At 59.1% G+C, this 23,442-nt stretch carries 20 protein-coding genes; 15 read left to right on the plus strand and 5 right to left on the minus strand.

From position 1 onward, the window contains the following. Window positions 1-10 precede the first annotated feature (10 nt). From rlmN to AC0IXS_RS21125, 11 genes are all read left to right on the plus strand, one after another. Entirely contained in the window at window positions 11-1,159 is a 1,149-nt protein-coding gene (gene rlmN / locus AC0IXS_RS21075; protein ID WP_004878747.1) for a dual-specificity RNA methyltransferase RlmN, read from the plus strand. 38 nt (window positions 1,160-1,197) lie between these two features. Further along, window positions 1,198-1,956 (plus strand): type IV pilus biogenesis/stability protein PilW, encoded by a 759-nt coding sequence (gene pilW / locus AC0IXS_RS21080; protein WP_471825596.1) that lies wholly within the window; start codon window positions 1,198-1,200, stop codon window positions 1,954-1,956. Then, a complete protein-coding gene (locus tag AC0IXS_RS21085) occupies window positions 1,956-2,957 on the plus strand; it encodes a RodZ domain-containing protein (protein WP_057409103.1) in 1,002 nt (333 codons plus the stop codon). The genes pilW and AC0IXS_RS21085 overlap by 1 nt, the downstream gene beginning before the upstream one ends. 3 nt (window positions 2,958-2,960) lie before the next feature. Further along, the gene (ispG, locus tag AC0IXS_RS21090; protein ID WP_025995076.1) at window positions 2,961-4,070 is read left to right on the plus strand and encodes a flavodoxin-dependent (E)-4-hydroxy-3-methylbut-2-enyl-diphosphate synthase; all 1,110 of its coding nucleotides are present in this window, start codon (window positions 2,961-2,963) and stop codon (window positions 4,068-4,070) included. A gap of 22 nt (window positions 4,071-4,092) precedes the next feature. Then, window positions 4,093-5,382: a histidine--tRNA ligase gene (gene hisS, locus AC0IXS_RS21095; RefSeq protein ID WP_025995077.1), complete on the plus strand. Its 1,290-nt coding sequence runs from the start codon at window positions 4,093-4,095 to the stop codon at window positions 5,380-5,382. Window positions 5,383-5,421: 39 nt separating this feature from the next. Then, window positions 5,422-6,063, plus strand: a complete 642-nt coding sequence (locus AC0IXS_RS21100; protein WP_004878756.1) for a tetratricopeptide repeat protein — start codon at window positions 5,422-5,424, stop codon at window positions 6,061-6,063. Continuing rightward, window positions 6,056-7,207: an outer membrane protein assembly factor BamB gene (gene bamB, locus AC0IXS_RS21105; RefSeq protein WP_025995079.1), complete on the plus strand. Its 1,152-nt coding sequence runs from the start codon at window positions 6,056-6,058 to the stop codon at window positions 7,205-7,207. Before AC0IXS_RS21100 ends, bamB begins: the two co-directional genes overlap by 8 nt. A gap of 140 nt (window positions 7,208-7,347) precedes the next feature. Next, a complete protein-coding gene (gene der / locus AC0IXS_RS21110; protein ID WP_004878760.1) occupies window positions 7,348-8,817 on the plus strand; it encodes a ribosome biogenesis GTPase Der in 1,470 nt (489 codons plus the stop codon). 120 nt (window positions 8,818-8,937) lie between these two features. Next, a complete protein-coding gene (locus AC0IXS_RS21115) occupies window positions 8,938-10,086 on the plus strand; it encodes a pyridoxal phosphate-dependent aminotransferase (RefSeq protein ID WP_057409055.1) in 1,149 nt (382 codons plus the stop codon). After that, window positions 10,074-10,865 carry an amidohydrolase gene (locus tag AC0IXS_RS21120; RefSeq protein ID WP_057409054.1) on the plus strand — a complete coding sequence of 264 codons (792 nt, stop codon included), beginning with the start codon at window positions 10,074-10,076 and terminating at the stop codon, window positions 10,863-10,865. The genes AC0IXS_RS21115 and AC0IXS_RS21120 overlap by 13 nt, the downstream gene beginning before the upstream one ends. Window positions 10,866-10,922: 57 nt before the next feature. Next, on the plus strand, window positions 10,923-11,354 hold the full coding sequence (locus tag AC0IXS_RS21125; protein WP_057409053.1) for a hypothetical protein: 432 nt from the start codon (window positions 10,923-10,925) through the stop codon (window positions 11,352-11,354). Between the two features lie 92 nt (window positions 11,355-11,446). On the opposite strand, the gene AC0IXS_RS21130 is transcribed toward AC0IXS_RS21125, so the two are convergent. The 4 genes from AC0IXS_RS21130 to xseA form a co-directional block, all read right to left on the minus strand. After that, window positions 11,447-12,316 (minus strand): isocitrate lyase/PEP mutase family protein, encoded by an 870-nt coding sequence (locus tag AC0IXS_RS21130; protein WP_122667667.1) that lies wholly within the window; start codon window positions 12,314-12,316, stop codon window positions 11,447-11,449. A gap of 367 nt (window positions 12,317-12,683) precedes the next feature. Beyond that, window positions 12,684-14,354 (minus strand): 2-isopropylmalate synthase, encoded by a 1,671-nt coding sequence (gene leuA, locus AC0IXS_RS21135; RefSeq protein ID WP_137202205.1) that lies wholly within the window; start codon window positions 14,352-14,354, stop codon window positions 12,684-12,686. Between the two features lie 392 nt (window positions 14,355-14,746). Further along, window positions 14,747-15,571: a peptidoglycan DD-metalloendopeptidase family protein gene (locus AC0IXS_RS21140; RefSeq protein WP_137202206.1), complete on the minus strand. Its 825-nt coding sequence runs from the start codon at window positions 15,569-15,571 to the stop codon at window positions 14,747-14,749. Window positions 15,572-15,578: 7 nt separating this feature from the next. Next, the gene (xseA, locus tag AC0IXS_RS21145) at window positions 15,579-16,958 is read right to left on the minus strand and encodes an exodeoxyribonuclease VII large subunit (protein ID WP_191954181.1); all 1,380 of its coding nucleotides are present in this window, start codon (window positions 16,956-16,958) and stop codon (window positions 15,579-15,581) included. A 192-nt stretch (window positions 16,959-17,150) separates the two neighbouring features. On the opposite strand from xseA, the gene AC0IXS_RS21150 reads away from it, so the two are divergent. From AC0IXS_RS21150 to guaA, 4 genes are all read left to right on the plus strand, one after another. Next, window positions 17,151-17,930, plus strand: a complete 780-nt coding sequence (locus tag AC0IXS_RS21150) for a sulfite exporter TauE/SafE family protein (RefSeq protein ID WP_122446879.1) — start codon at window positions 17,151-17,153, stop codon at window positions 17,928-17,930. A 76-nt stretch (window positions 17,931-18,006) separates the two neighbouring features. Further along, complete coding sequence (locus AC0IXS_RS21155) at window positions 18,007-18,555, plus strand: hypothetical protein (protein ID WP_057409049.1); 549 nt, start codon at window positions 18,007-18,009, stop codon at window positions 18,553-18,555. A gap of 95 nt (window positions 18,556-18,650) precedes the next feature. Next, the gene (gene guaB, locus AC0IXS_RS21160; protein WP_004878782.1) at window positions 18,651-20,120 is read left to right on the plus strand and encodes an IMP dehydrogenase; all 1,470 of its coding nucleotides are present in this window, start codon (window positions 18,651-18,653) and stop codon (window positions 20,118-20,120) included. A gap of 105 nt (window positions 20,121-20,225) precedes the next feature. Next, window positions 20,226-21,803: a glutamine-hydrolyzing GMP synthase gene (guaA, locus tag AC0IXS_RS21165; protein ID WP_004878783.1), complete on the plus strand. Its 1,578-nt coding sequence runs from the start codon at window positions 20,226-20,228 to the stop codon at window positions 21,801-21,803. Window positions 21,804-22,236: 433 nt separating this feature from the next. Here the strand turns inward: guaA and AC0IXS_RS21170 are convergent, their stop codons facing one another. Next, entirely contained in the window at window positions 22,237-23,100 is an 864-nt protein-coding gene (locus tag AC0IXS_RS21170) for a M24 family metallopeptidase (protein WP_122667662.1), read from the minus strand. Window positions 23,101-23,442 lie beyond the last annotated feature (342 nt).

Genomic DNA, 23,442 nt, shown 5'->3' on the forward strand with positions numbered 1-23,442 from the left:
GGGTGAATTCATGATTGCATCGACTGGTAAAACCAACCTGCTGGGCCTGACTCAGCTGGAAATGGAGAAATTCTTCGACTCTATCGGGGAGAAGCGCTTCCGTGCCGGTCAGGTCATGAAGTGGATTCACCACTTTGGCGTCGATGATTTCGACGCCATGACGAACGTCAGCAAGGCCCTGCGCGAAAAGCTCAAGGCCTGTGCCGAAGTTCGGGGTCCTGAAGTCGTCAGCGAGGACATTTCGAGCGATGGCACCCGTAAATGGGTGGTGCGCGTCGAGTCCGGCAGCTGCGTCGAGACCGTCTATATTCCGCAAGGCAAGCGCGGCACTCTGTGCGTGTCCTCCCAGGCGGGCTGTGCCCTGGATTGCAGTTTCTGCTCCACCGGCAAGCAAGGCTTCAACAGCAACCTCACCGCCGCCGAAGTCATCGGTCAGGTGTGGATTGCCAACAAATCCTTTGGCAGTGTCCCGGCAACCGTCGACCGTGCAATCACCAACGTGGTGATGATGGGCATGGGTGAGCCACTGCTGAACTTCGACAATGTCATCGCCGCCATGCATCTGATGATGGATGACCTGGGGTATGGCATTTCCAAGCGTCGGGTGACTCTGTCCACCTCAGGCGTTGTACCGATGATCGACGAGCTGTCCAAGCACATCGATGTATCGCTGGCCCTGTCGCTGCACGCGCCCAATGACGCGCTGCGCAACCAGTTGGTGCCGATCAACAAGAAATACCCGCTGAAAATGCTGCTCGAGTCCTGCCGTCGCTACATGTCGAATCTGGGTGAAAAGCGTGTGCTCACCATCGAGTACACCATGCTCAAGGACATCAATGACAAGGTCGAGCACGCCGTTGAAATGATCGAGTTGCTCAAGGACACGCCTTGCAAGATCAACCTGATCCCGTTCAACCCTTTCCCGCACTCCGGTTACGAGCGTCCGAGCAATAACGCCATCCGTCGTTTCCAGGACCTGTTGCATCAGGCTGGCTATAACGTCACTGTGCGTACCACGCGTGGCGAAGACATCGATGCCGCTTGCGGCCAGTTGGTCGGCCAGGTGATGGATCGCACGCGTCGTAGTGAACGCTATATCGCAGTGCGAGAGTTGAGTGTCGAGGCCGATTCAGTGCCAGGCGCGGCGACCCGAACCTGACTGCCCAACCGAACGCGAAACTGACCAAGAGGGACTTCATGTCTGTGCGCGCCCCGTTGCTGCTGTGTGTTGTCATGTTGCTCGTGGGCTGCGTATCAACCGGCAATGTCAATCCGCTCTCGACCTCCCAGGGACGTGAAGAAGCGCGCAAGGCCTACGTTCAGCTCGGAATCGGCTATCTGCAGCAGGGCCAGACCGAACGCGCCAAGGTGCCCTTGAAGAAGGCGCTTGAGCTGGACGGTTCGGACGCTGGAGCCAACGCGGCATTGGCGCTGGTCTTTCAGGCCGAAATGGAACCTGAACTCGCCGACCAGTACTTTCGCAAGGCGCTGTCGGCAAGCCGCAACGACACACGCATCGTCAACAATTACGGCAGTTTTCTCTACGAGCAGAAGCGCTATAAGGAAGCCTACGAGCGTTTCGAGCAGGCGGCTGCCGATAACCTATATCCTGAGCGTTCGCGGGTTTTCGAAAGCCTGGGCATGACCTCGATCAAGCTGGGCAATCGCGAGCAGGCCCGCGAGCATTTCACCAAGGCCCTGCGGCTGGACAACCAGCAGCCACGTGCGTTGCTGGAAATGGCTGAGTTGTCTTACGAAGACGGGCATTATCTGCCGGCGCGTGATTATTACGACCGTTTTAGCCAGCTGAGCGAGCAAAATGCACGTAGTCTATTGCTCGGTACGCGGTTGGCTAAAGTGTATGAAGACCGCAACAAGGCAGCCAGTTTTGGTCTGCAATTAAAAAGACTCTATCCCGGTACGCCGGAATATCAGCAATACCTGTCGGAGCAATGATGAAAGCGGCGCATCCCGAAGTTGTAGCAACCACCCGCGTGAATCCTGGAGAAACCCTGCGCCAGGTTCGCGAGAGCAAAAACTGGTCGCTGCCAGATGTGGCTTTGAGGCTGAACCTCACCGTGACTTCACTGAGTCATCTGGAGAACGGGAACTTTGAAAAGCTGCCTGGGCACACCTTTGCCCGGGGGTATGTACGTGCTTACGCCAAACTGCTGGAGCTGGATCAGGCCGCGATGGTCGAGCAGTTCGATCAGTTCACCGGCACCGACGGCAAGGGCAGCCCTGTGCACGCCCTGGGTCGCATCGAAGAGCCGGTGCGCCTGTCGCACAATATCCTGCGTATCGTCAGCCTGCTGCTGCTGATCGCGCTGATCGGTGGCGGTTTCTTCTGGTGGCAGGACCAGGCCTCGATGCGCGGCAAGGATCTTTCGGGGCTCAACCTTGAGCACGTCGAAGTCGAAAGCGCTGACGGCACCACCCAGATTCATCAGCTGGACGAGCCCGAGGACCAGGCGGTCGTCGAAAACCAGTCAACCGGCGAGACGTCATTGCCGTTGAATACCGGTACGCCGTCCACGCAAACCCAGAGCGCTGCGCCTGAAGTCTCGGCTCCTGCCGTTACAGCGCCTGCGCACACGCAAGCACCTGCCACTGCAACGCCGCCAGCCGCATCGGCTCAGGCGCCTGCAGTTGCGCCATCCGTTCCGTCCATGCCGACCACCCCAGCTGCCGAGCAGATTGCTCCTGTCATGCCTGGGGCAGGGCAGGTCAACGTGCAGTTCACGGCCGATTGCTGGACTCAGGTAACAGACGGTAATGGCAAGGTGCTGGTCAGCGGTCTCAAGCGCAAGGGCGAAAGCCTTGACGTCAACGGCAAGCCGCCGCTGACCCTGCGCCTGGGCTTCGCCCGCGGTGCGCAAGTCAGCTACAACGGTCAGCCTGTAGACGTGGCACCTTTTACCAGCGGCGAGACTGCTCGCCTGAAACTAGGTCAATAAGTCATGCACGGCGAATCCCCGATCAAGCGTCGCGAATCCCGAAAAATATGGGTTGGTTCTGTTCCTGTCGGCGGCGATGCCCCGATTGCAGTGCAGAGCATGACCAACAGTGACACCAACGATGTGGCGGCCACGGTCGCACAGATCAACCGACTGGAAGCGGCCGGTGTCGACATCGTGCGGGTCTCCGTTCCGGACATGGATGCCGCCGAAGCCTTCGGTCGTATCAAGCAACTCGTGAAAGTGCCGCTGGTGGCCGACATCCATTTCGACTACAGGATCGCATTGCGCGTAGCCGAACTGGGCGTCGATTGCCTGCGCATCAACCCAGGCAACATTGGTCGTGAAGACCGGGTCCGTGCCGTGGTCGATGCCGCCCGTGACCGTGGCATCCCGATCCGCATCGGCGTGAACGCCGGTTCTCTCGAAAAAGACCTGCAGAAGAAGTACGGCGAGCCCACGCCCGCTGCGCTGGTCGAGTCCGCGTTGCGTCACGTCGAGCACCTGGAGCGGTTGAATTTCCCGGACTTCAAGGTCAGCGTTAAGGCCTCCGACGTGTTCATGGCCGTCGAAGCCTATCGCCTCCTGGCCAAGGAAATTGTCCAGCCATTGCACTTGGGCATCACCGAAGCCGGTGGATTGCGTTCAGGCACAGTGAAATCGGCTGTCGGCCTAGGTATGCTGCTCGCCGAAGGAATTGGCGATACTATCCGCATCTCGCTGGCCGCTGATCCGGTCGAAGAGGTTAAGGTCGGTTACGACATTCTCAAATCGTTGCGCCTTCGTTCCCGTGGCATCAACTTCATCGCCTGCCCGAGCTGCTCGCGGCAGAACTTCGATGTGGTCAAGACCATGAACGAGCTGGAAGGTCGTCTCGAGGATTTGCTGGTGCCGCTGGATGTTGCGGTCATCGGTTGTGTGGTCAACGGTCCTGGCGAAGCCAAGGAGGCGCATATCGGCCTCACGGGCGGTACGCCGAACCTGATCTACATCGATGGCAAGCCTGCGCAGAAGCTGACCAATGACAATCTTGTGGATGAGCTGGAACGCTTGATCCGCGAGAAAGCGGCTGAAAAGGCCGAAGCCGACGCCTCGGTCATCGTGCGCGGCTAACCCGTATTGCTAAGGATTTTTTGTGAGTAAGTCTCTGCAAGCCATTCGTGGCATGAACGACATCCTGCCTGAGCAGACGCCGCTGTGGCGTCACTTCGAAGGCACTGTCTCGCGCCTGCTCGATAACTATGGTTATCGCCAGATTCGCATGCCTATCGTCGAATTTACCGACCTGTTCAAGCGCTCGATCGGCGAAGTCACCGATATCGTCGAGAAAGAGATGTACACCTTTGCCGATCGCAACGGTGACTCGCTGACCCTGCGCCCTGAAGGCACGGCGGCGTGCGTGCGCGCAGTGCTCGAGCATGGCATCACGGGTGGCGGTCAGGTTCAGAAGCTGTGGTACATCGGACCGATGTTCCGTCACGAGCGCCCGCAGAAAGGCCGTTATCGCCAGTTTCACCAGATCGGCGTGGAAGTCTTCAACCTTGACGGTCCGGACATCGATGCCGAACTGATCGTCATGACCTGGCGCCTGTGGGGCATGCTGGGTATTCGTAACGCGGTCAAGCTTGAGCTCAACAGCCTGGGCACCAGCGAAGCGCGTGCACGCTATCGCGAGGCGCTGGTGGAGTTTCTGTCGGCACGCCTCGACCAACTGGACGAAGACAGCCAGCGCCGCCTGAAAACCAATCCGCTGCGCGTGCTCGACACCAAGCATCCCGAAACTCAGGCCGTGCTGGTGGATGCGCCGAAGCTGGCCGATTATCTCGATGAAGAATCCCGCGTCCACTTCGAAGGCCTGAAAGCCCGTCTGGACGCTGCCGGTATTCCTTACGTGATCAATCCCAAGCTGGTGCGCGGGCTGGATTACTACAGCAAGACCGTTTTCGAATGGGTCACCGATCAACTGGGTGCTCAGGGCACTGTCTGTGCGGGCGGTCGTTACGACGGTCTGGTCGAGCAGATGGGCGGCAAACCGACAGCGGGCGTCGGCTTTGCGATGGGTATCGAGCGTCTGGTTCTGCTGCTGGAAACCCTGGAGCAGATCCCGGAAGAGATCTCCCGTCAGGTCGACGTGTACCTTTGCGCGTTCGGTGAAGCTGCCGAGCTTGCCGGTCTGACGCTCGCCGAACAGGTGCGCGACCGTCTGCCGAACCTGCGTCTGCAGGTCAATGCCGGTGCCGGTAGCTTCAAGAGTCAGTTCAAGAAAGCCGACAAGAGCGGCGCGCTGTATGCTCTGATCCTCGGCGACGAAGAGCTCGGCCAGAAGATCATTGGCGTCAAACCCCTGCGTGGTCAGGGTGAACAACAAAATATTGCCTGGGACGCTCTGTCAGAGCACCTGGCCTCCTGCGTCGTGCAGGGTTGAAGCTGATTAACAGCCGTTTTAGCGAATAGGAGTATTGGGGTGTCGAGTTCCGAAGATGATGAGCTGGCGGGAGTCAAGGACTGGTGGCAGCGCAACGGCAAACCCCTGGTTGCAGGTGGCCTGCTGGCGCTGATCGTGGTCTTGGGCTGGCAGTTCTGGCAGAGATATCAGGCTAATCAGTCGCAAGGCGCCTCGATGCTCTACCAGCAGTTGCTCGAAACCGCACTGACGCCAAGTGGCCAGGCAGACACCACGCGTGTCGCCGAAATCTCCGGCAAGCTGAAAAGCGAATACGGCGGCACCACTTATGCGCAGTACGGCAGTCTTTTCGTCGCCAAGGTGGCAGTGGATACCGGTAAACTCGACGACGCAGCAGCAGAGCTGAAAGTGGTTGCCGACAAGCCTGCCAACGAAACGCTGGGTGAAATTGCCCGTCAGCGTCTGGCACGAGTGCTGGCTGCACAGAACAAGGCTGATGATGCGCTGAAACTGCTGGACGGCGATGCTGAAAAGTCGTTCCTGGCCAGCCGTGAAGAACTCAAGGGTGACCTGCTGGTTCAGCTGGGTCGTACCGACGAGGCACATGCTGCATACCAAAAGGCCAAATCCGCTCTGTCTGAAGAGGCAGCGGTCGGTGGTCTGCAAATGAAGCTCGACGATCTGGCGAAAGGGGATGCGTGACGTGATTCGTTGGAAACATGCAGCATTGCTGGCTCTGGCCATTCTGGCCGCGGGTTGCAGCAGCAACAGCAAGAAAGAACTGCCGCCGGCCGAGCTGACTGACTTCAAGGAAGAAGTGGTCCTGCAAAAGCAGTGGAGCCGCTCCATCGGTGACGGTCAGGGCAAGACGTACAACATGCTGGTTCCGGCCATCGATGGCGATCGCATCTATGCGGCCGACGTCACGGGCGAAATCGTTTCGCTGGATCGCCTGACCGGCGACGTGATCTGGAAGAAAGATCTCGAGCTGCCGGTCTCCGGCGCGGTGGGCGTAGGTTACGGCCTGGTGATGATCGGCACCCTCAAGGGTGAAGTCGTTGCCATGGACGCCACCACCGGTGAAGAAAAATGGCGCGCTCGCGTAAGCAGCGAAGTGCTGGCCCCGCCAGCCACCAACGGCAGTGTTGTCGTGGTTCAGACCCAGGATGATCGCGTGGTCGGCTTCGATGCCTCCACCGGTTCCCAGCTCTGGATCTACGAAAGCACGCCTGCGGTACTGACTTTGCGCGGTACAGGCGCTCCTTTGGCGACCAACCGTCTTGCGGTGGCCGGTCTGTCCACGGGCAAGGTTGTTGCGCTGGATATCACCAACGGCGTGCCGATCTGGGAGCAGCGTGTAGCGGTTCCACAGGGTCGTTCGGAACTGGACCGTGTGGTCGATATCGACGGCGGTCTGCTGCTGTCCGGCGGTACACTGTACGTCGCGACCTATCAGGGTCGTGTAGCAGGTCTGGAACTGGAAAGCGGTCGTGTGCTCTGGCAGCGTGACGCGTCGAGCTACTCGGGCGTTGCCCAGGGCTTCGGCAGCGTATACGCCACCCTGGCTTCCGGTACCGTCGAAGGTATCGACGAGCGTTCTTCCTCCGCACTGTGGAGCAACGAATCTCTGGCACGCCGTCAACTGGGCGCGCCGGAAGTGTATTCCAGCTACATCGCGGTCGGCGACATGGAAGGCTATCTCCACCTGTTGAGCCAGGTAGATGGTCGTTTCGTGGGTCGTCAGCGCATCGACAGCGACGGCCTGCGTGCTCGTCCGCTGGTGGTTGGTGACATGATTTACGTGTATGGCAACAGCGGCAAACTGGAAGCCCTGACCATCAAGTAATGATTGACGAAGCCAGAGGCCCAAGGCCTCTGGCGACCTTGCTCAGGCAAAGCTGCGGTGCCCTCGGGCGCCGCTCCGAACTCCGGCCGCTGCCCTGCAGCGGCTTTTGTATTTTCTGAAATAACGAAGTGGAGAGCCTAATGGTTCCCGTAATCGCCCTGGTGGGTCGACCGAACGTCGGCAAGTCCACCATGTTCAACCGCCTGACCAGGACCCGCGACGCCATTGTCGGCGATCTGTCCGGTCTTACCCGTGATCGCCAATACGGAGAGGCGAAGTGGCAGGGGCGCTCCTATATTCTGATCGACACCGGCGGTATCTCCGGTGACGAGCATGGCATGGACGAAAAGATGGCCGAGCAGTCGCTGCTGGCCATTGAAGAAGCCGATGTGGTGCTGTTTCTGGTAGACGCCCGTGCAGGCTATACCGCTGCCGATCAGATGATTGGCGAGCACCTGCGCAAACGTAACAAGCGTTCCTATGTGGTCGCCAACAAGATCGATAACATCGACGAGAACCTGGCCCGTGCCGAGTTCAGCCCGATGGGTCTGGGTGACGCCATTCCGGTGGCCGGTGCTCATGGTCGCGGTATCTCGCAGATGCTGGAAATCGCCCTGCGCGAATTCCCGCGCGATGAAGACGACCAGGAAGACGCCGAAGTCGAAGAAGTCGCCGAAGGTCAGGAAGCCAAGCGCATTCCCGGCCCCAGCGAAAAGGACGGCATCAAGATCGCGATCATCGGTCGCCCCAACGTCGGCAAGTCGACGCTGGTCAACCGTATGCTCGGTGAAGACCGGGTTATCGTCTATGACGAGCCAGGCACCACGCGTGACAGCATCTACATCCCTTTCGAGCGTAACGAAGAGAAGTACACGCTGATCGACACCGCCGGTGTGCGCAAGCGCGGCAAGATCCACGAGGAAGTTGAAAAATTCTCGGTGGTCAAGACGTTGCAGGCCATCAAGGACGCCAACGTGGTGATCTTCGTGATGGATGCCCGCGAGGGTGTCGTCGATCACGACCTCAACCTGTTGGGCTTTGCGCTGGAAGCCGGTCGCGCACTGGTCATCGCACTGAACAAGTGGGACGGCATGACGCCGGGCGAGCGTGACTATGTGAAGGTCGAACTGGAGCGTCGTCTGTTCTTCGTCGACTTCGCGGACATTCACTTCATCTCGGCCCTGCACGGCACGGGCGTGGGCAACCTGTATCAGTCGGTACAGAACTCGTTCAAGTCGGCAGTGACCCGCTGGCCGACGAGCCGCCTGACCCAGATTCTCGAAGACGCCGTCAGCGAGCACGCGCCGCCGATGGTCGGCAGCCGCCGGATCAAGCTGCGTTATGCTCACTTGGGTGGCGCCAACCCGCCGCTGATCGTGATTCACGGTAACCAGGTCGAGAAGGTCCCGAAATCCTACGTCCGTTATCTGGAAAACACCTATCGCCGTGTGCTCAAGCTGGTCGGTACGCCGATCCGTATCGAGTTCAAGGGCGGCGAGAACCCGTACGAAGGCAACAAGAACACGCTGACTGACCGTCAGGTCAACAAGAAGCGTCGAATGATGTCGCACCACAAGAAAGCCGACAAGAAGCGCCGCGACAAGCGCTGAATCGTCTGTAGGAAATGTACGAAAAAGGCACCTCTGGTGCCTTTTTTTATGCGCGCTCCATGGGCTATCCTGCCTGACCCGTGCCGCCGTGGTGCCGGGGGATTGCAGGGAAAGGGCTCCATGATCGACAGCAAGCTGCCTAATGTGGGCACCACCATTTTCACCGTCATGTCTCAACTGGCTGCCGAAACCGGCGCCATCAACCTGTCTCAGGGCTTTCCCGATTTCGATGGCCCACAGGCGCTGCGCGATGCGGTGTGCCGTCATGTCATGCAGGGTCACAATCAGTATTCACCGATGACCGGTCTGCCCGCGCTTCGTCAACAGGTCGCGGCCAAGATCGCCCGCAGTTATGGGCGCACCGTCAGCCCGGAGACTGAAATCACCATCACGCCCGGCGCGACCCAGGGTATTTTCTGCGCGATCCAGACGGTCATCCGCCCCGGCGACGAAGTGATCATTTTCGATCCGTGCTACGACAGCTACGAGCCTGCGGTCGAACTGGCGGGCGGGCGCTGCGTCCACGTGCAGTTGGGACTTGATGATTTTTCCATCGACTGGCAGAAACTTACCGACGCGCTCAGCCCGCGCACGCGAATGATCGTCATCAACAGCCCGCACAACCCAAGCGGTGCGTTGATCAGTCGTGCCGAACTGGATCGGCTGGCCGCGCTGATTGCCGGGCGGGATATCTATCTGCTCAGTGATGAGGTGTACGAACATCTGGTCTTCGACGGTCAGCGGCACGTGAGCGTGCTGGATCATGAAGAGCTTTATCAGCGGGCGTTCGTTGTGAGTTCGTTCGGCAAGACCTATCACGTCACTGGCTGGAAAACCGGCTATGTGGTCGCGCCGCCTGCGTTGACCGCCGAAATGCGCAAGGTTCACCAGTACGTAAGCTTCTGCGGCGTGACCCCGCTGCAATTCGCGCTGGCCGACTTCATGGCTGAACACCCTGAGCATGTTGATGAGCTGCCAGCGTTTTATCAGGCCAAGCGCGACTATTTCTGCGACCAGCTGCAAGCGTCACGCTTCGCCTTCAAGCCGGTCGGCGGCACCTATTTCCAGTTGGTGGACTATTCGCAGATTCGTCCGGACCTCAATGATGTCGACATGGCGCTGTGGATGACCCGAGAGCATGGCGTGGCCAGCATCCCAATCTCCGTGTTCTATCAACGTCCGCCTGAAGGACAGCGATTGATCCGTTTGTGCTTCGCCAAGCAAGAGGAGACGCTGCGTCTGGCAGCGGAAAAACTATGCGCGATCTGAGTCAGTTGCCGAACCTGAACCTTGCCTTGATCCAGACCACACTGGTCTGGCATGACCGGGACGCCAATCTCCAGCACTTCGAATCGCTGCTCAGCCAGGCGAAGGGCGCCGATCTGGTGATCCTGCCGGAGATGTTCACCACCGGCTTCTCAATGGAGTCCGAAGCGCTGGCGGAGCCCGAGGCGGGACCGACGTCCGAGTGGATGCTTCAGCAAGCCACGCGAATCAATGCAGTGGTCACTGGCAGTGTGATCATTCGTGCGGCCGATGGCAGTCATCGCAACCGTCTGCTATGGGCGCGCCCGGATGGCGAGCTGCTGCATTACGACAAGCGTCATCTGTTCCGCATGGCAGGGGAGCACGAGCATTACACGCCCGGCGAACGCCAGGTGATGTTCGAGCTCAAGGGCTGGCGCATTCGTCCGCTTATTTGCTACGACCTTCGTTTCCCGGTGTGGAGCCGCGATGCGCAGGACACCGATCTGCTGCTGTACACCGCCAACTGGCCGGGCGCCAGACGTTTGCACTGGAACCGGCTGTTGCCTGCCAGGGCGATCGAAAACCTGTGCTATGTGGCGGCAGTGAATCGGATCGGAACCGATGGCAAGGGCTTCGCTTACACAGGCGACAGCCAAGTCCTGGATTTCCAGGGTGAGAGTCTGCTCGGCGCTGGCGAGGCGGATGGGGTGTTCCAGGCAACCCTCAGTGCGGCTGATCTTCAGGCCTATCGCACGCGTTTCCCGGCAGGATTGGACGCTGATTCATTTATTATCAATTAAATGCTTCAGAATGTTACGAGTCGGCCGATACCTTTCGCAGACAATCAGGAGATCGCCATGGTTACCATCAATACGTCCACGCTGAGCGCTTACCCGAACTCGCTGTCGTTAACAGTCAAGAATCAGGACGCGCAGACAGCTATTGCTACCGCCACCACGGACGATGATAAAAAGACCACGGAAGTGAATCTGGAAGGTGCCAAAGCAAACAGTTCTTCCGACGGCGGCAGCGTTGGAGGGTCAAGCAAAAGTGCGCTCGATTCAACCAAAGACAAAATCAAAGAGATGATCAAGCTGGCTCAGAAGCAGTTGGCTGAGCAGCAGGCTCAACTGGCTGCTGTTCAGGCCAGCCAAGGCACGGCTGACGAAAAGGCGATGAGGGCGATGGCTATCCAGACGCAGATCATGGCGACCAGCTCCAACCTGCAGACTCTTCAAGGTGCGTTGTTGCAGCTCGAGACTGAGGGTGGCGTGAAAACCACTGTCTGAAGCGCGTTTCGTGGATGACTCCACGAAACTCATATGAAAAAGCCTCCCTTTCTCAACGAGAGGGAGGCTTTTTCAGTTCAGCGCTACCGCGCCTACTCGTTCACATTCATGAACTTCTTCGCCCACTCGACGTAGTCTTCAGGCTGGGTGTAAGTGTGGGTCAGCTCGGTCGCGCTCATGTTCGAGGTGCTGCCCAGAATCTGCCGCTGCTCGCGCAGGCAGTCATAAGTTGCCTTGATTGCCGCAAAGTATGCTGCATGTCCATGCACGCAGACGCGTACACCCATCTCGGCCAGACGGTCATTGTCATGCAGTTCAGGGTTGCCGTAGGTGACCAGCATCAGCGGCACGGTCAGGCCTTCGGAGATCTGCGCCAGGTGATCAAAGTCGCGGATGCCGACGATGGTGATGCCGTCAGCGCCAGCGGCCTGGTACTGCTGCACACGGCTGATGGCTTCCTGAACCGGAATGATCGCTGCGTTGGTGCGGGCGAAGATCGACATTTCCGGATCGACGCGTGCTTCCAGCGCTGCGCGGATTTTGCCGACGCCTTCTGCTGTGGAAATCAGGTCCGTCGATTTACGGCCAAACTGGGCGGGCAGCAGGGTGTCTTCAATGGTCAGCGCCGAGATGCCGGCACGTTCCAGTTCAGTGACCGTGCGCATGACGTTAAGGGCGTTGCCGTAACCATGGTCTGCGTCTGCAATGACGGGAAGCTGTGCGACACGGCCAATGCGCGTGGCCTGTTCGACGAACTCGCTGAGCGTGATCAGGGCGAAGTCGGGCGCTGCCAGTACTTGCAGCGAAGCGACCGAACCGCCAAGGATGCCGACTTCAAAGCCAAGATCGGCGGCGATGCGCGCAGACATCGGGTCGAATACCGAGGCGGTGTGATAGCAGAATTTTGACGAGGTCAGCTCACGAAAGCTGCGGCGCAGGTCTTGATGGGAAGCCTTGGGCATAATCGCTCCAAATGTGATTGGATCAGCTCGGCGTTGACGACGCCAAAGCTGTTTTCAATGCACGGAAGGTCTGCCCGTGCATTTTCTTCGTCGGGGAAACAATGCAATAGTCGTCTTGGTTTTTATAGGAAGATGGAGCGGGCAGGTCAATTGGGACGGGCATCTTCAGCCTATGAATGGCTGTTCGATTCAGGCCGGTCCAAGCCAAGGGCAGCATGCTACCACAGCGTCGAAAAAAAAGATTATGCCGAAACTGACAGGGTCATGCGCACAATGGAATAGCCCTTGAGGGCGCGTAGCAGAGGCGAGAAGGGGGTGTCGGGTTGAAAGGGCAGCGGGATCAGTGTCCGCTGCCACGTTCATTCACTCAGGCTGCCTTGGCTTGCGCCTGGCTCAGCGAGCGGTTCAGTGCACTAAACAGTGCGCGGAAGCTGGCGGTGGTAATGTTTTCATCGATGCCCACGCCGTGTACGGCCTTGTCACCGTTCACACGCAGCTCGATGTAGGCCGCGGCCTTGGCCGTGGTGCCAGAACCGATGGCGTGTTCGTTGTAGTCCATGATTTCCACGGAAATCGGCAGGCCAGCCACCAGTGCCTCCAGAGCGCCTTTGCCCTTGCCGCGCCAGTGCTGGGTTTCACCATCGACATGTACTTCGGCATCGACCGAGCTGTTGCCGTTCTCTTCCTGCAGCTTGTGGCTGATCAACGCGTAAGGCGTGTTGGCCTGCAGGTATTCACGACGCAGCAGCGAGTGGATCTGCTCGGCGGTCATCTCAAGGCCCAGACGGTCGGTTTCACCCTGAACCACCTGGCTGAACTCGATCTGCATGCGGCGCGGCAGCGAGATGCCGTATTCCTGTTCCAACAGGTAGGTGATGCCACCCTTGCCCGACTGGCTGTTGACGCGAATCACCGCCTCGTAGCTGCGACCGATATCGGCCGGGTCGATCGGCAGATAAGGCACTTCCCACAACTCGCCTTCCTTCTGCTGAGTGAAGCCCTTGCGGATGGCATCCTGGTGCGAGCCGGAGAAGGCAGTGTGAACCAGGTCGCCCACGTAGGGGTGACGCGGGTGAACCGGAATCTGGTTGCACTCTTCGACGACCTTGCGCACGCCGTCGATGTCCGAAAAGTCCAGCTCAGGGTTGATGCCCTGGGTGTAGAGGTTCAAAGCGACGGTAACCAGATCGACGTTACCGGTACGCTCGCCGTTGCCGAACAGGCAGCCTTCGACACGATCCGCGCCGGCCATCAGGCCCAGCTCGGTAGCGGCGACGCCGGTGCCACGGTCATTGTGGGTATGGAGGCTGATCAGTACGCTGTCACGGCGCGTGATATGACGGCCAAACCACTCTATCTGGTCGGCATAAATATTGGGTGTGGCCACTTCAACGGTCGCAGGCAGGTTCAGGATCACCTTGTTCTGCGGCGTCGGGTTCCAGACTTCGATTACTGCGTCGCAGACTTCCTTGGCGAACTCCAGCTCGGTCGCGCTGAACGTTTCGGGCGAGTACTGGAAGGTCCACTGGGTTTCAGGCTGTTGAGCGGCGTATTTGACGAACAGCTTGGCAGCATTGACTGCGATGTCCTTCACGCCAGCCTTGTCCTGATTGAACACAATGCGACGGAACGCCGGGCAGGTCGCGTTGTACAGGTGGACGATGGCTTTCTTGGCGCCGCGCAGCGATTCGAACGTACGGGCGATCAGGTCTTCACGCGCCTGGGTCAGCACCTGAATGGTGGTGTCGTCCGGGATGTGGCCATCTTCGATCAAGGTGCGCACGAAGTCGAAATCAGTCTGCGAAGCGGACGGGAACGAGGCTTCGATTTCCTTGACGCCGACGCTGACCAACGTCTTCCAGAAGCGCAGCTTCTTGGCAGCATCCATAGGCTCGATCAGCGACTGGTTACCGTCACGCAGGTCGGAACTGCACCAGATCGGCGCCGCAGTGATGGTCTTCGAAGGCCAGGTGCGGTCAGGCAGATCAATGGTCGCAAACGCGCGGTACTTGTTCGAGGGATCTTTGAGCATGGTCATGTGAATAGTCCTTTGTACTTATAGGCCGGAAAGAGGCGGCCAACCGTTATCGCTAACTAAGGTCGAGGCACTGCAATCAAGCCCGGCAGTCGTGCACTGACCAGGCTGAGGCACCGATGTTGGCGCAACAGGAATAGGGTTGGAGAGGTTTTCATGAGGCCAACCGTAACCATTGGGGTCAACGATGGCAAGTACTTGAAAATAATTGGGATAAATTCTTGTTATCTTTGATTTTTGGCTTTTTTATCGCGCGCTGAGTGTGTTTTTATCTGAGTTATTGTTGTCGGGCATTGAAGTGCGCAAGATGTCGTGTTGCGACAGTTCGGTCTTGTCCGGTCAGAACCATTCGCGAGCAAGCTCGCGAATGATTGCCTGAAGATCGGAGTAAGCCATCACGGCTGAAACGCACCGATGAAGATCGCCGGATCGACGCGGGCATCGTTCAGGCTGACGTTCCAGTGCATGTGCGGACCTGTTGCGCGGCCGGTTGCGCCTACTTTGCCAACCACGCCACCGCGTGGTACGAGGTCGCCCTGTTTCACGTCGATCTTCGACATGTGGCAGAACATGCTGATGAAGCCCTGACCGTGATCGACGAACACGGTATTGCCATTGAAGAAGTAATCGCCAATCAGGATGACCTTGCCAGCAGCCGGGGATTTGATCGGCGTGCCCGCAGGCACCGCGAAGTCCAGACCGGCGTGCGGGTTGCGTTCTTCGCCATTGAAGAAGCGTCGAACCCCGAACTTGCTGGACAGCGGACCGTTGACCGGCTTGTCGAGAATCAGATTGCTCGGTGTGCCGGGACTGAAACTGCGGTAGGCGCGGATCTGTTCGGCCAGTTCGCCTTCGATGCGCTTGTTGTCTTCAGGGTTCGGATTGACCTGACGCTTGTTCTTCAGGGTAATGCGCTGCTCCGGGTACTTTTTGCTACCGACAGTGAAGCTCAGCGAACGGCCGCCCGAGGCGATCTGTTCTGTACCCGGTTTGACAGTCAGCGGAATGCCGACAATCGCCAGCCAGTGTGTGCCTTGTTCCTTGACCACCAGCACCCGCTTGCCTTGATAGGTCGCGGTCGGTGCCTGTGCGCCAGTGCCCAGATCGATGACGGCAACGCCACCGGGAACGGGCTTGTTCAGCGCGCGGGTGATGAAGCTGTCGGCGTGAGCGGGCAGGCACAGCAGCAGAGCGAACAGCGGGGCAATAAAACGTAGCATCAGGCAGTCAGTCCAGAAGGGAAAGGGTCACGGGTGTCAGGTGATTGTCCTCGACCCGTACTTGCAGCTCGCCTTCACCGAGCTTGGCAGTCAGGCGTTGGCCGGGTCGGGTTTGTGCGGCATTGCGGATCGCGTGACCGCGTTCGTCGAGCAGAATGCTGTAACCGCGACCCAGGGTAGCGAGCGGGCTGACCACGTTCAGGGTCTGCATCTGGCTTTGCAACTGCAGCTTGCGGGCTTTGATCTGTTCGCGGATGGCGCGGGGCAGGCGCTCGGCCAGCACGTCCAGACGCTGGCGCAGGAACGCCAGCGTGCGCCCTGGATGCTGGGCGGCGAGACGGCTTTCCATATGGGCCAGACGTACCTGACGCTTGTGCATGCCTTGCTCGAAGGCGCGGCGCATGCGCATATCCAGGTCATCGAGACGCTGGGATTGCTGGCGCAGACGTTCGCCTGGATGCCGAAGGCGTCGGGAAATCCCTTCAAGGCGCAGGCGTTCGCGCATCAGGCGATCCTGCATGCGGCTGACAAGTCGGCGATGCAGGTTGTCTACGCGACGATGCAGGTCGCTGGAATCGGGAGCCAACAGTTCGGCTGCGGCGGACGGCGTTGGCGCACGCACGTCGGCCACGAAGTCACTGATCGACACGTCGGTCTCATGCCCGACTGCGCTGACGATCGGCGTCACGCAGGCATCGATTGCGCGCGCCACGGCTTCTTCGTTGAAGCACCACAGGTCTTCCAGCGATCCGCCACCACGGGCGAGGATCAGCGCATCGAAGCCTCTGGAATCAGCCAGCTTGAGGGCTCGGATGATCTGATTGATTGCTTCGCGACCCTGAACGGCAGTCGGTATCAGGGTCAGCTCGACACGCGGTGCTCGACGGCGAAACACGCTGATGATGTCGCGGATCACGGCACCGGTCGGCGAGCTGATGATGCCGATACGCTGCGGATGCAAGGGCAGGGCGACCTTGCGTTCGGCGCTGAACAGACCTTCGTCGCTGAGCTTGGCTTTCAGCGCGTCGAACGCCAGACGCAACGCACCGTCACCGGCAGGCTCCACGGTGTCGAGTATCAGCTGATAGTCGCCGCGACCTTCGAACAGCGACACCTTGCCGCGTACCTTGACCTGCAGACCATCCTTGAGCGCCTGGCGTACCCGCGCCGCACTCTGGCGAAACAGCGCGCAACGCACCTGCGCGCCCGAGTCCTTCAGGGTGAAGTACACATGGCCCGAGGCGGGGCGCGAGAGGTTGGAAATCTCGCCCTCGACCCAGATGCTGCTGAACACATCCTCCAGCAACACCCGCGCACGGCCGTTGAGCTGGCTGACAGTAAGGACTTCCCGGTCGAGGCCGAGTCTTGCGAAAGGGTCTTTGATCATGTCGGGCATCATAAAGGCAATGTCGGTTAAGCGCACGAGGTCTGCGCCCCTCACGCTGATCGTTCCGCACGCTCTGCGTGGGAATGCCGACCAGGACGCTCCGCGTCCGGTCTTTCAGGCAACCCTGAACGTGAAGGCGACACGTCTGCGTCTTTGCTAAAGTCCCTTCATTCCCTCCAGAAAGGAAGCGTCGTGGGCGATATCGGGGTGTTCGCAGCATTCTCTCAACTGGGCTTTACGCCGCTCGACTGGCTGATCATCGAGCTCAGCGTGGCCGCCGCTTATATCGTCTTCGGCATCGCCGGTTTCGGCACCGCGCTGGTGGCAGGTCCCATCCTGATTCACTTCATGCCGCTGTCACGCATCATTCCGCTGCTGGTCATGCTCGACTTCCTCGCCGCCTTCGGCAATCTGCTGCCGTCCCGCCAGTCCGTGGTCAAGTCCGAGCTGTTGCGCCTGCTCCCGTGCATGGCAGTGGGCTGTACGTTGGGTGTGCTGTTTCTGCTCAATCTGAAGTCCGACCTTCTGCTTCTATTAATGGGCATCTTTGTCACGGCTTACGCGCTGTACAGTCTGGCAGTCAAGGTTCGGCCGACCCAGCTGGCCGCAGGCTGGGCCATTCCCATGGGCACCATCGGCGGGCTGTTCGGTGCGTTGTTTGGCAGCGGCGGCTTTTTATATGCGATCTACCTCAACAGCCGCCTGACGTCCAAAGAACAGGCGCGTGCTACGCAAAGTGCGCTGATCAGTTGCAGCACCGTCGTGCGCCTGAGCCTGTTTGTGATAGCGGGTGTCTACGCCGAAATTCCGCTGCTGGTGCTCGGCGTCTGTCTGTTGCCCGCGATGCTGACGGGCTCCTGGGTGGGGAGGGCGCTGACCAAACGCTTGTCCCGCGAAGCCTTCGTACGTCTGGTGACGTGGCTGGTGCTGGTCAGCGGCATTGCACTGATTGGCCGCTACATCGCAGGCTGAATGCAGATTTCACGCTTGACCTGAAACCATGGCCGATTAAGCTGCGGCCTCAATCCGTTTCAAGCGATACACCTTCATGAACACCCAAAGCATTATCGTCCCGCAAATCTCCACCTTCCCGGCCCACGAAGCCAGAGCGCGCCTGATCCTGCGCTGGCTGATCAAACTCAACGTGGTCGAGCCGGAGCTGACCACCTGCGGACGCGCTGGCAACAAGATGGCCTACGCGGTGGCGCCGGGTGCCAGACGTGTGGTGCAGAACCCGGAGGCGTTGCCGTTCGGGCAAGTCGTCAATGGCCTGGAGATCGTGACCAAGCGCTGCATCTTCACGCCCCTCGATAACTTCGCCGAAGAAGCCGGTTGTCCCGAATGCCGTCGCGAAATAGGCGAAGCGCTGTTCGACAGCCTCGAAGACTGGATGCCCGGTCACACCGACAACTTCACCTGCCCTGAATGCCGCCATGAAGACGACATCAACGGCTTTCTGTTTCTGGATGCCTGCGGTTTTTCGAACCTGGGATTCATCTTCAACAACTGGCTGGACGCGTCCTTCACCCAGGCCTTTCTCGACGACTTCGCCGAACGTCTGGATCGCCCGGTGTCCTCCGTAAAAGTGCGTCTATAAACGGCTTCAATAATAGACTGAGGTTTACATTGAGCCGGGCGGGGTGTGTGGGTATAATGGCGCGCTTCCAATTTTCCCGCCCGGGAGCCCCCGCGATGCTGCGTATCAGTCAAGAAGCCCTTACATTCGACGACATTCTCCTTGTGCCCGGTTATTCCGAGGTACTGCCCAACGAAGTCAGTCTGAAAACCCGTTTGACCCGTGGCATCGAGCTGAATATTCCTTTGGTCTCCGCTGCAATGGACACCGTCACTGAGGCCCGTCTGGCAATTGCCATGGCTCAGGAAGGCGGTATCGGTATCATCCACAAGAACATGACCATCGAGCAGCAGGCTGCCGAAGTGCGCAAGGTCAAGAAGTTCGAGGCCGGTGTCGTCAAGGACCCGATCACGATCGAAGCCGACGCCACCGTTCGCGATCTGTTCGAACTCACCCGCATGCACAATATTTCCGGCGTACCCGTGCTGCATGATGGCGACCTGGTCGGCATCGTGACGTCCCGCGACGTACGCTTCGAAAACCGTCTTGATGTCCCTGTCCGCGAAGTGATGACGCCCAAAGAGCGTCTGGTCACCGTGCGCGAAGGCGCAGACAAGAACGAAGTGCGTGAACTGCTGCACAAGCACCGTCTGGAAAAAGTCCTGATCGTTGACGCGAATTTCGCGCTCAAGGGCATGATGACCGTCAAGGACATCGAAAAAGCCAAGGCCTATCCGCTGGCCAGCAAGGACGACCAGGGTCGTCTGCGTGTCGGCGCTGCAGTCGGCACCGGCAAGGACACCGGCGAGCGCGTTACCGCGCTGGTTGCCGCTGGCGTTGACGTGGTGGTTGTCGACACCGCGCACGGTCACTCCAAAGGCGTGATCGACCGCGTTCGCTGGGTCAAGGACAACTTCCCTGAAGTGCAGGTCATCGGCGGCAACATCGCCACCGGCGAAGCGGCCAAGGCGCTGGTCGCCGCTGGCGCTGACGCGGTCAAGGTCGGTATCGGCCCTGGCTCGATCTGCACCACCCGTATCGTTGCCGGTGTCGGCGTTCCACAGATCAGCGCCATCGCCAATGTTTCCGCTGCCCTTGAAGGCACCGGCGTACCGATGATCGCCGACGGCGGTATCCGTTTCTCCGGTGACCTGTCCAAGGCCATCGTGGCTGGCGCATCCTGCGTGATGATGGGTTCGATGTTTGCCGGTACTGAAGAAGCACCGGGCGAAATCGAACTGTTCCAGGGCCGTTCCTACAAAGCCTACCGCGGCATGGGTTCTCTGGGTGCAATGTCCCAGGCGCAAGGCTCGTCCGACCGCTACTTCCAGGACTCGTCCGCTGGTGCCGAAAAGCTGGTGCCGGAAGGTATCGAAGGCCGTGTCGCCTACAAAGGCCCGCTGTCCGCCATCATCCATCAACTGATGGGCGGTCTGCGTTCCTCCATGGGTTACACCGGCAGCGCCACCATCGAAGAAATGCGCACCAAGCCTGAGTTCGTGCGCATCACCGGTGCCGGTATGGCTGAATCCCACGTCCACGACGTGCAGATCACCAAGGAAGCGCCGAACTATCGCGTTGGTTGATCCGGATTGCATCGTGGTTCACGCCTCGATGCAGCCCAGCAAGTTTCATAGCCGGGGCTGTTGACGCAGCCCCGTGTCGTTTCTGTTTTTTGACGAGATTGAGTCATGGCCCTCGACATTCACGCCCACCGTATCCTGATCCTCGACTTCGGTTCCCAGTACACCCAGCTGATCGCCCGCCGCGTGCGTGAAATCGGCGTGTACTGCGAACTGCATCCGTTCGACATGGACGACGAAGCGATTCGCGAATTCGCCCCGCGCGGCATCATCCTCGCCGGTGGCCCGGAATCCGTGCACGAAGCCAACAGCCCGCGCGCCCCGCAGGCCGTGTTCGACCTCAACGTCCCGATCTTCGGCATCTGCTACGGCATGCAGACCATGGCTGAACAGCTGGGCGGCCGCGTTGCCGGTTCCGACCTGCGCGAGTTCGGTTATGCCCGCGTTGACGTCGTCGGCAAGAGCCGCATCCTCGACGGTATCGAAGACCACATCGACGCTGATGGCGTGTTCGGTCTCGACGTCTGGATGAGCCACGGCGACAAGGTCACCGAAATCCCGGACGGCTTCCACGTCCTGGCCAGCACTCCGAGCTGCCCGATTGCAGGCATGGCCGACGACACCCGTGGCTACTACGGCGTGCAGTTCCACCCGGAAGTGACCCACACCAAGCAGGGCGGTCGCATCCTGTCGCGCTTCATCCTCGACATCTGCGGCTGCGAAGCCCTGTGGACGCCGTCGCACATCGCCGACGACGCCATCGCCACCATCCGCGCCCAGGTCGGCACCGATAACGTTCTGCTGGGCCTGTCCGGCGGCGTTGACTCCTCTGTGGTCGCAGCCCTGCTGCACAAGGCCATCGGCGATCAACTGACCTGCGTCTTCGTCGACAACGGTCTGCTACGTCTGCACGAAGGCGAGCAGGTCATGGCCATGTTCGCCGAGAACATGGGCGTGAAGGTCATCCGCGCCAACGCCGAAGAGCAGTTCCTGAACAATCTGGAAGGCGAGAGCGATCCAGAGAAGAAGCGCAAGATCATCGGCCGCACCTTCATCGACGTGTTCGATGCCGAATCCTGCAAGCTGGACAATATCAAGTACCTGGCCCAGGGCACCATCTACCCGGACGTGATCGAGTCGGCTGGCGCGAAAAGCGGCAAGGCGCACGTCATCAAGTCTCACCACAACGTGGGCGGCCTGCCGGAAGAAATGAACCTCAAACTGGTCGAGCCCCTGCGCGAACTGTTCAAGGACGAAGTCCGCCGTCTGGGCCTCGAACTCGGCCTGCCGTACGACATGGTCTACCGCCACCCATTCCCGGGCCCAGGCCTGGGCGTGCGCATCCTGGGTGAAGTGAAGAAGGAATACGCCGACCTGCTGCGTCGTGCCGACCACATCTTTATCGAAGAACTGCGCAAGGCCGACTGGTACCACAAAGTCAGCCAGGCCTTCGTCGTGTTCCAGCCCGTCAAATCGGTAGGCGTCGTCGGCGACGGCCGTCGCTACGCATGGGTCGTCGCACTGCGTGCCGTAGAAACCATCGACTTCATGACCGCACGCTGGGCACACCTGCCTTACGAGCTGCTGGAGACCGTGAGTGGCCGCATCATCAACGAGATCGAGGGTATTTCTCGCGTGACGTATGATGTGTCGAGCAAGCCGCCTGCGACGATTGAGTGGGAGTGATTGGACGTCCGGCGTTGTCCGGCACGATCTAGCAAGAAATGCCCTGAAGCCCGCGTAATTGCGGGCTTTTGGTTTTTTGGGTCTGGCAAAAAATTAGGTGGCTTTGTGTATCACCAAGTGCCGTGTTTATGTTCCTTGGTACGGAGCGATGCAAATAGGAATGGACGTTTGTGTTTGCTGCGTCGCCAATGGCGTACATCTCACGGCTGCCAGAGTGCTACATCGATACCATTTCCCGGATCAGGAGCGCAGGCATGGTATCGAGAACGCTTGGCCTCGCAGGTTTCAGAAGTAGCTGTTTGTCGGTCCCGACGATCATGTCGGTACGGTAGATCAAACCGACCACGGCATTTTTATCGGCTGCGACCGGTCCACAGACTCCGTTTTTCGGTAAGCGTACGGGCTCAGGCTGTGTTAAAGCACACATTGACACTCAGTCAATCAGTCTGCTCAGCGGTCGATGTCCATCTTGGGTTACCTCGACCATCGCCGAAAGCATCACGCTATCCGCGCCGTCCTGGGTAAGGACGGTCCAGAGTTCCGGTGGTTGGAACCGCACGCCGAAGGTTCCTGACTTCGCCACCACATAGACGTTTAGCACCTGACCGGCTTTCATCAGTGTTTCATCATTGACGGGGCTCTTATAACCGAGCACCTGAGGATTTTGAATCCGCATCTGGCCCATGGAGTATCCCACTAGCTCACGCACGGCCACCACTTGGCAGGCGTCAAGCTCCTGCTGAATGGCAGCGCCCACTTTAGACAACCGCTCGCCAGCCCGAATCTGGGCAATACCTTTTCGCAGCGCGCGTCGAGCTGTCATCAATAGTTGCTGCTGTTGTTCAGTTGCATTAGGGGTCGCGAATGTCCATGCCTGGGCTACATGTGCCTGTGGCGATGCAGCTACCAGCTCTACTTTCACAAGTGCAGCATCCGGAAATGGCGCGTCAGTAGGTGGGGCATTTGCCACTTGATGATTCACCGAAACCGACACCGCTTCTGGGTATCCCTTATAGCCCACTAACATCGGCCGCCAGCCATACTGCGAAAACTGCTTTAGTAAAAACTCTTGGATCGCTACACCGCTATCACCCCGGCGGATCATCGGTTTGACCTTAAGCAACATGTCACTGGCAAGGGGTGCTATCCGAGTCTCCTCAGCTAAAATCACCTCGCTATCCAGTTGACTAATCCTGGCCCCAAGCTCTCTGTTGCCTGCGGCGTAGCGGTCATATTTCGATTCTGTAGCAAAAGCACTTGTAAGAAAAAACAATGGAAGTAGTCCGATCTTTTTCATGACGTGACGCCCTGAGCGTATTTTCAATGTCGCTAATCGTGTGCATGTGGGTGAGTTGGATCTATACCGGATCCAGGATAAGGAATGTCGATAGAGTATCGAAAAAATTTAGCCACGCTGACGCCAGCAGGAGCTGTTTGCGATATGCGGTTATCGACAAATGCTGCACCGGCTCACAGGGCGTCCCTTTTAGTGATGCGCTACCGATGTCTTTCTCTCACTCACCGTTGATTCGTCGATGCTGCCTTCCTTGCACAGGTAGAGATTATCCGGCGAGAGTCCTGCGTCTTTGCACATACCCAGATTACGGGCTTTACCATCAGCCTGAAACAACAAAACCCG

Source organism: Pseudomonas sp. AC016 (assembly GCF_979253365.1).

Excerpts from the sequence above, each read along its gene's own strand:
- rlmN (WP_004878747.1), top strand. The coding sequence starts at position 11 with ATGATTGCATCGACTGGTAAAACCAACCTGCTGGGCCTGACTCAGCTG.
- pilW (WP_471825596.1), top strand. The coding sequence starts at position 1,198 with ATGTCTGTGCGCGCCCCGTTGCTGCTGTGTGTTGTCATGTTGCTCGTG.
- AC0IXS_RS21085 (WP_057409103.1), top strand. The coding sequence starts at position 1,956 with ATGAAAGCGGCGCATCCCGAAGTTGTAGCAACCACCCGCGTGAATCCT.
- ispG (WP_025995076.1), top strand. The coding sequence starts at position 2,961 with ATGCACGGCGAATCCCCGATCAAGCGTCGCGAATCCCGAAAAATATGG.
- bamB (WP_025995079.1), top strand. The coding sequence starts at position 6,056 with ATGCGTGACGTGATTCGTTGGAAACATGCAGCATTGCTGGCTCTGGCC.
- der (WP_004878760.1), top strand. The coding sequence starts at position 7,348 with ATGGTTCCCGTAATCGCCCTGGTGGGTCGACCGAACGTCGGCAAGTCC.
- AC0IXS_RS21115 (WP_057409055.1), top strand. The coding sequence starts at position 8,938 with ATGATCGACAGCAAGCTGCCTAATGTGGGCACCACCATTTTCACCGTC.
- AC0IXS_RS21120 (WP_057409054.1), top strand. The coding sequence starts at position 10,074 with ATGCGCGATCTGAGTCAGTTGCCGAACCTGAACCTTGCCTTGATCCAG.
- AC0IXS_RS21125 (WP_057409053.1), top strand. The coding sequence starts at position 10,923 with ATGGTTACCATCAATACGTCCACGCTGAGCGCTTACCCGAACTCGCTG.
- AC0IXS_RS21130 (WP_122667667.1), bottom strand. The coding sequence starts at position 12,316 with ATGCCCAAGGCTTCCCATCAAGACCTGCGCCGCAGCTTTCGTGAGCTG.
- leuA (WP_137202205.1), bottom strand. The coding sequence starts at position 14,354 with ATGACCATGCTCAAAGATCCCTCGAACAAGTACCGCGCGTTTGCGACC.
- AC0IXS_RS21140 (WP_137202206.1), bottom strand. The coding sequence starts at position 15,571 with ATGCTACGTTTTATTGCCCCGCTGTTCGCTCTGCTGCTGTGCCTGCCC.
- xseA (WP_191954181.1), bottom strand. The coding sequence starts at position 16,958 with ATGATCAAAGACCCTTTCGCAAGACTCGGCCTCGACCGGGAAGTCCTT.
- AC0IXS_RS21155 (WP_057409049.1), top strand. The coding sequence starts at position 18,007 with ATGAACACCCAAAGCATTATCGTCCCGCAAATCTCCACCTTCCCGGCC.
- guaB (WP_004878782.1), top strand. The coding sequence starts at position 18,651 with ATGCTGCGTATCAGTCAAGAAGCCCTTACATTCGACGACATTCTCCTT.
- guaA (WP_004878783.1), top strand. The coding sequence starts at position 20,226 with ATGGCCCTCGACATTCACGCCCACCGTATCCTGATCCTCGACTTCGGT.
- AC0IXS_RS21170 (WP_122667662.1), bottom strand. The coding sequence starts at position 23,100 with ATGAAAAAGATCGGACTACTTCCATTGTTTTTTCTTACAAGTGCTTTT.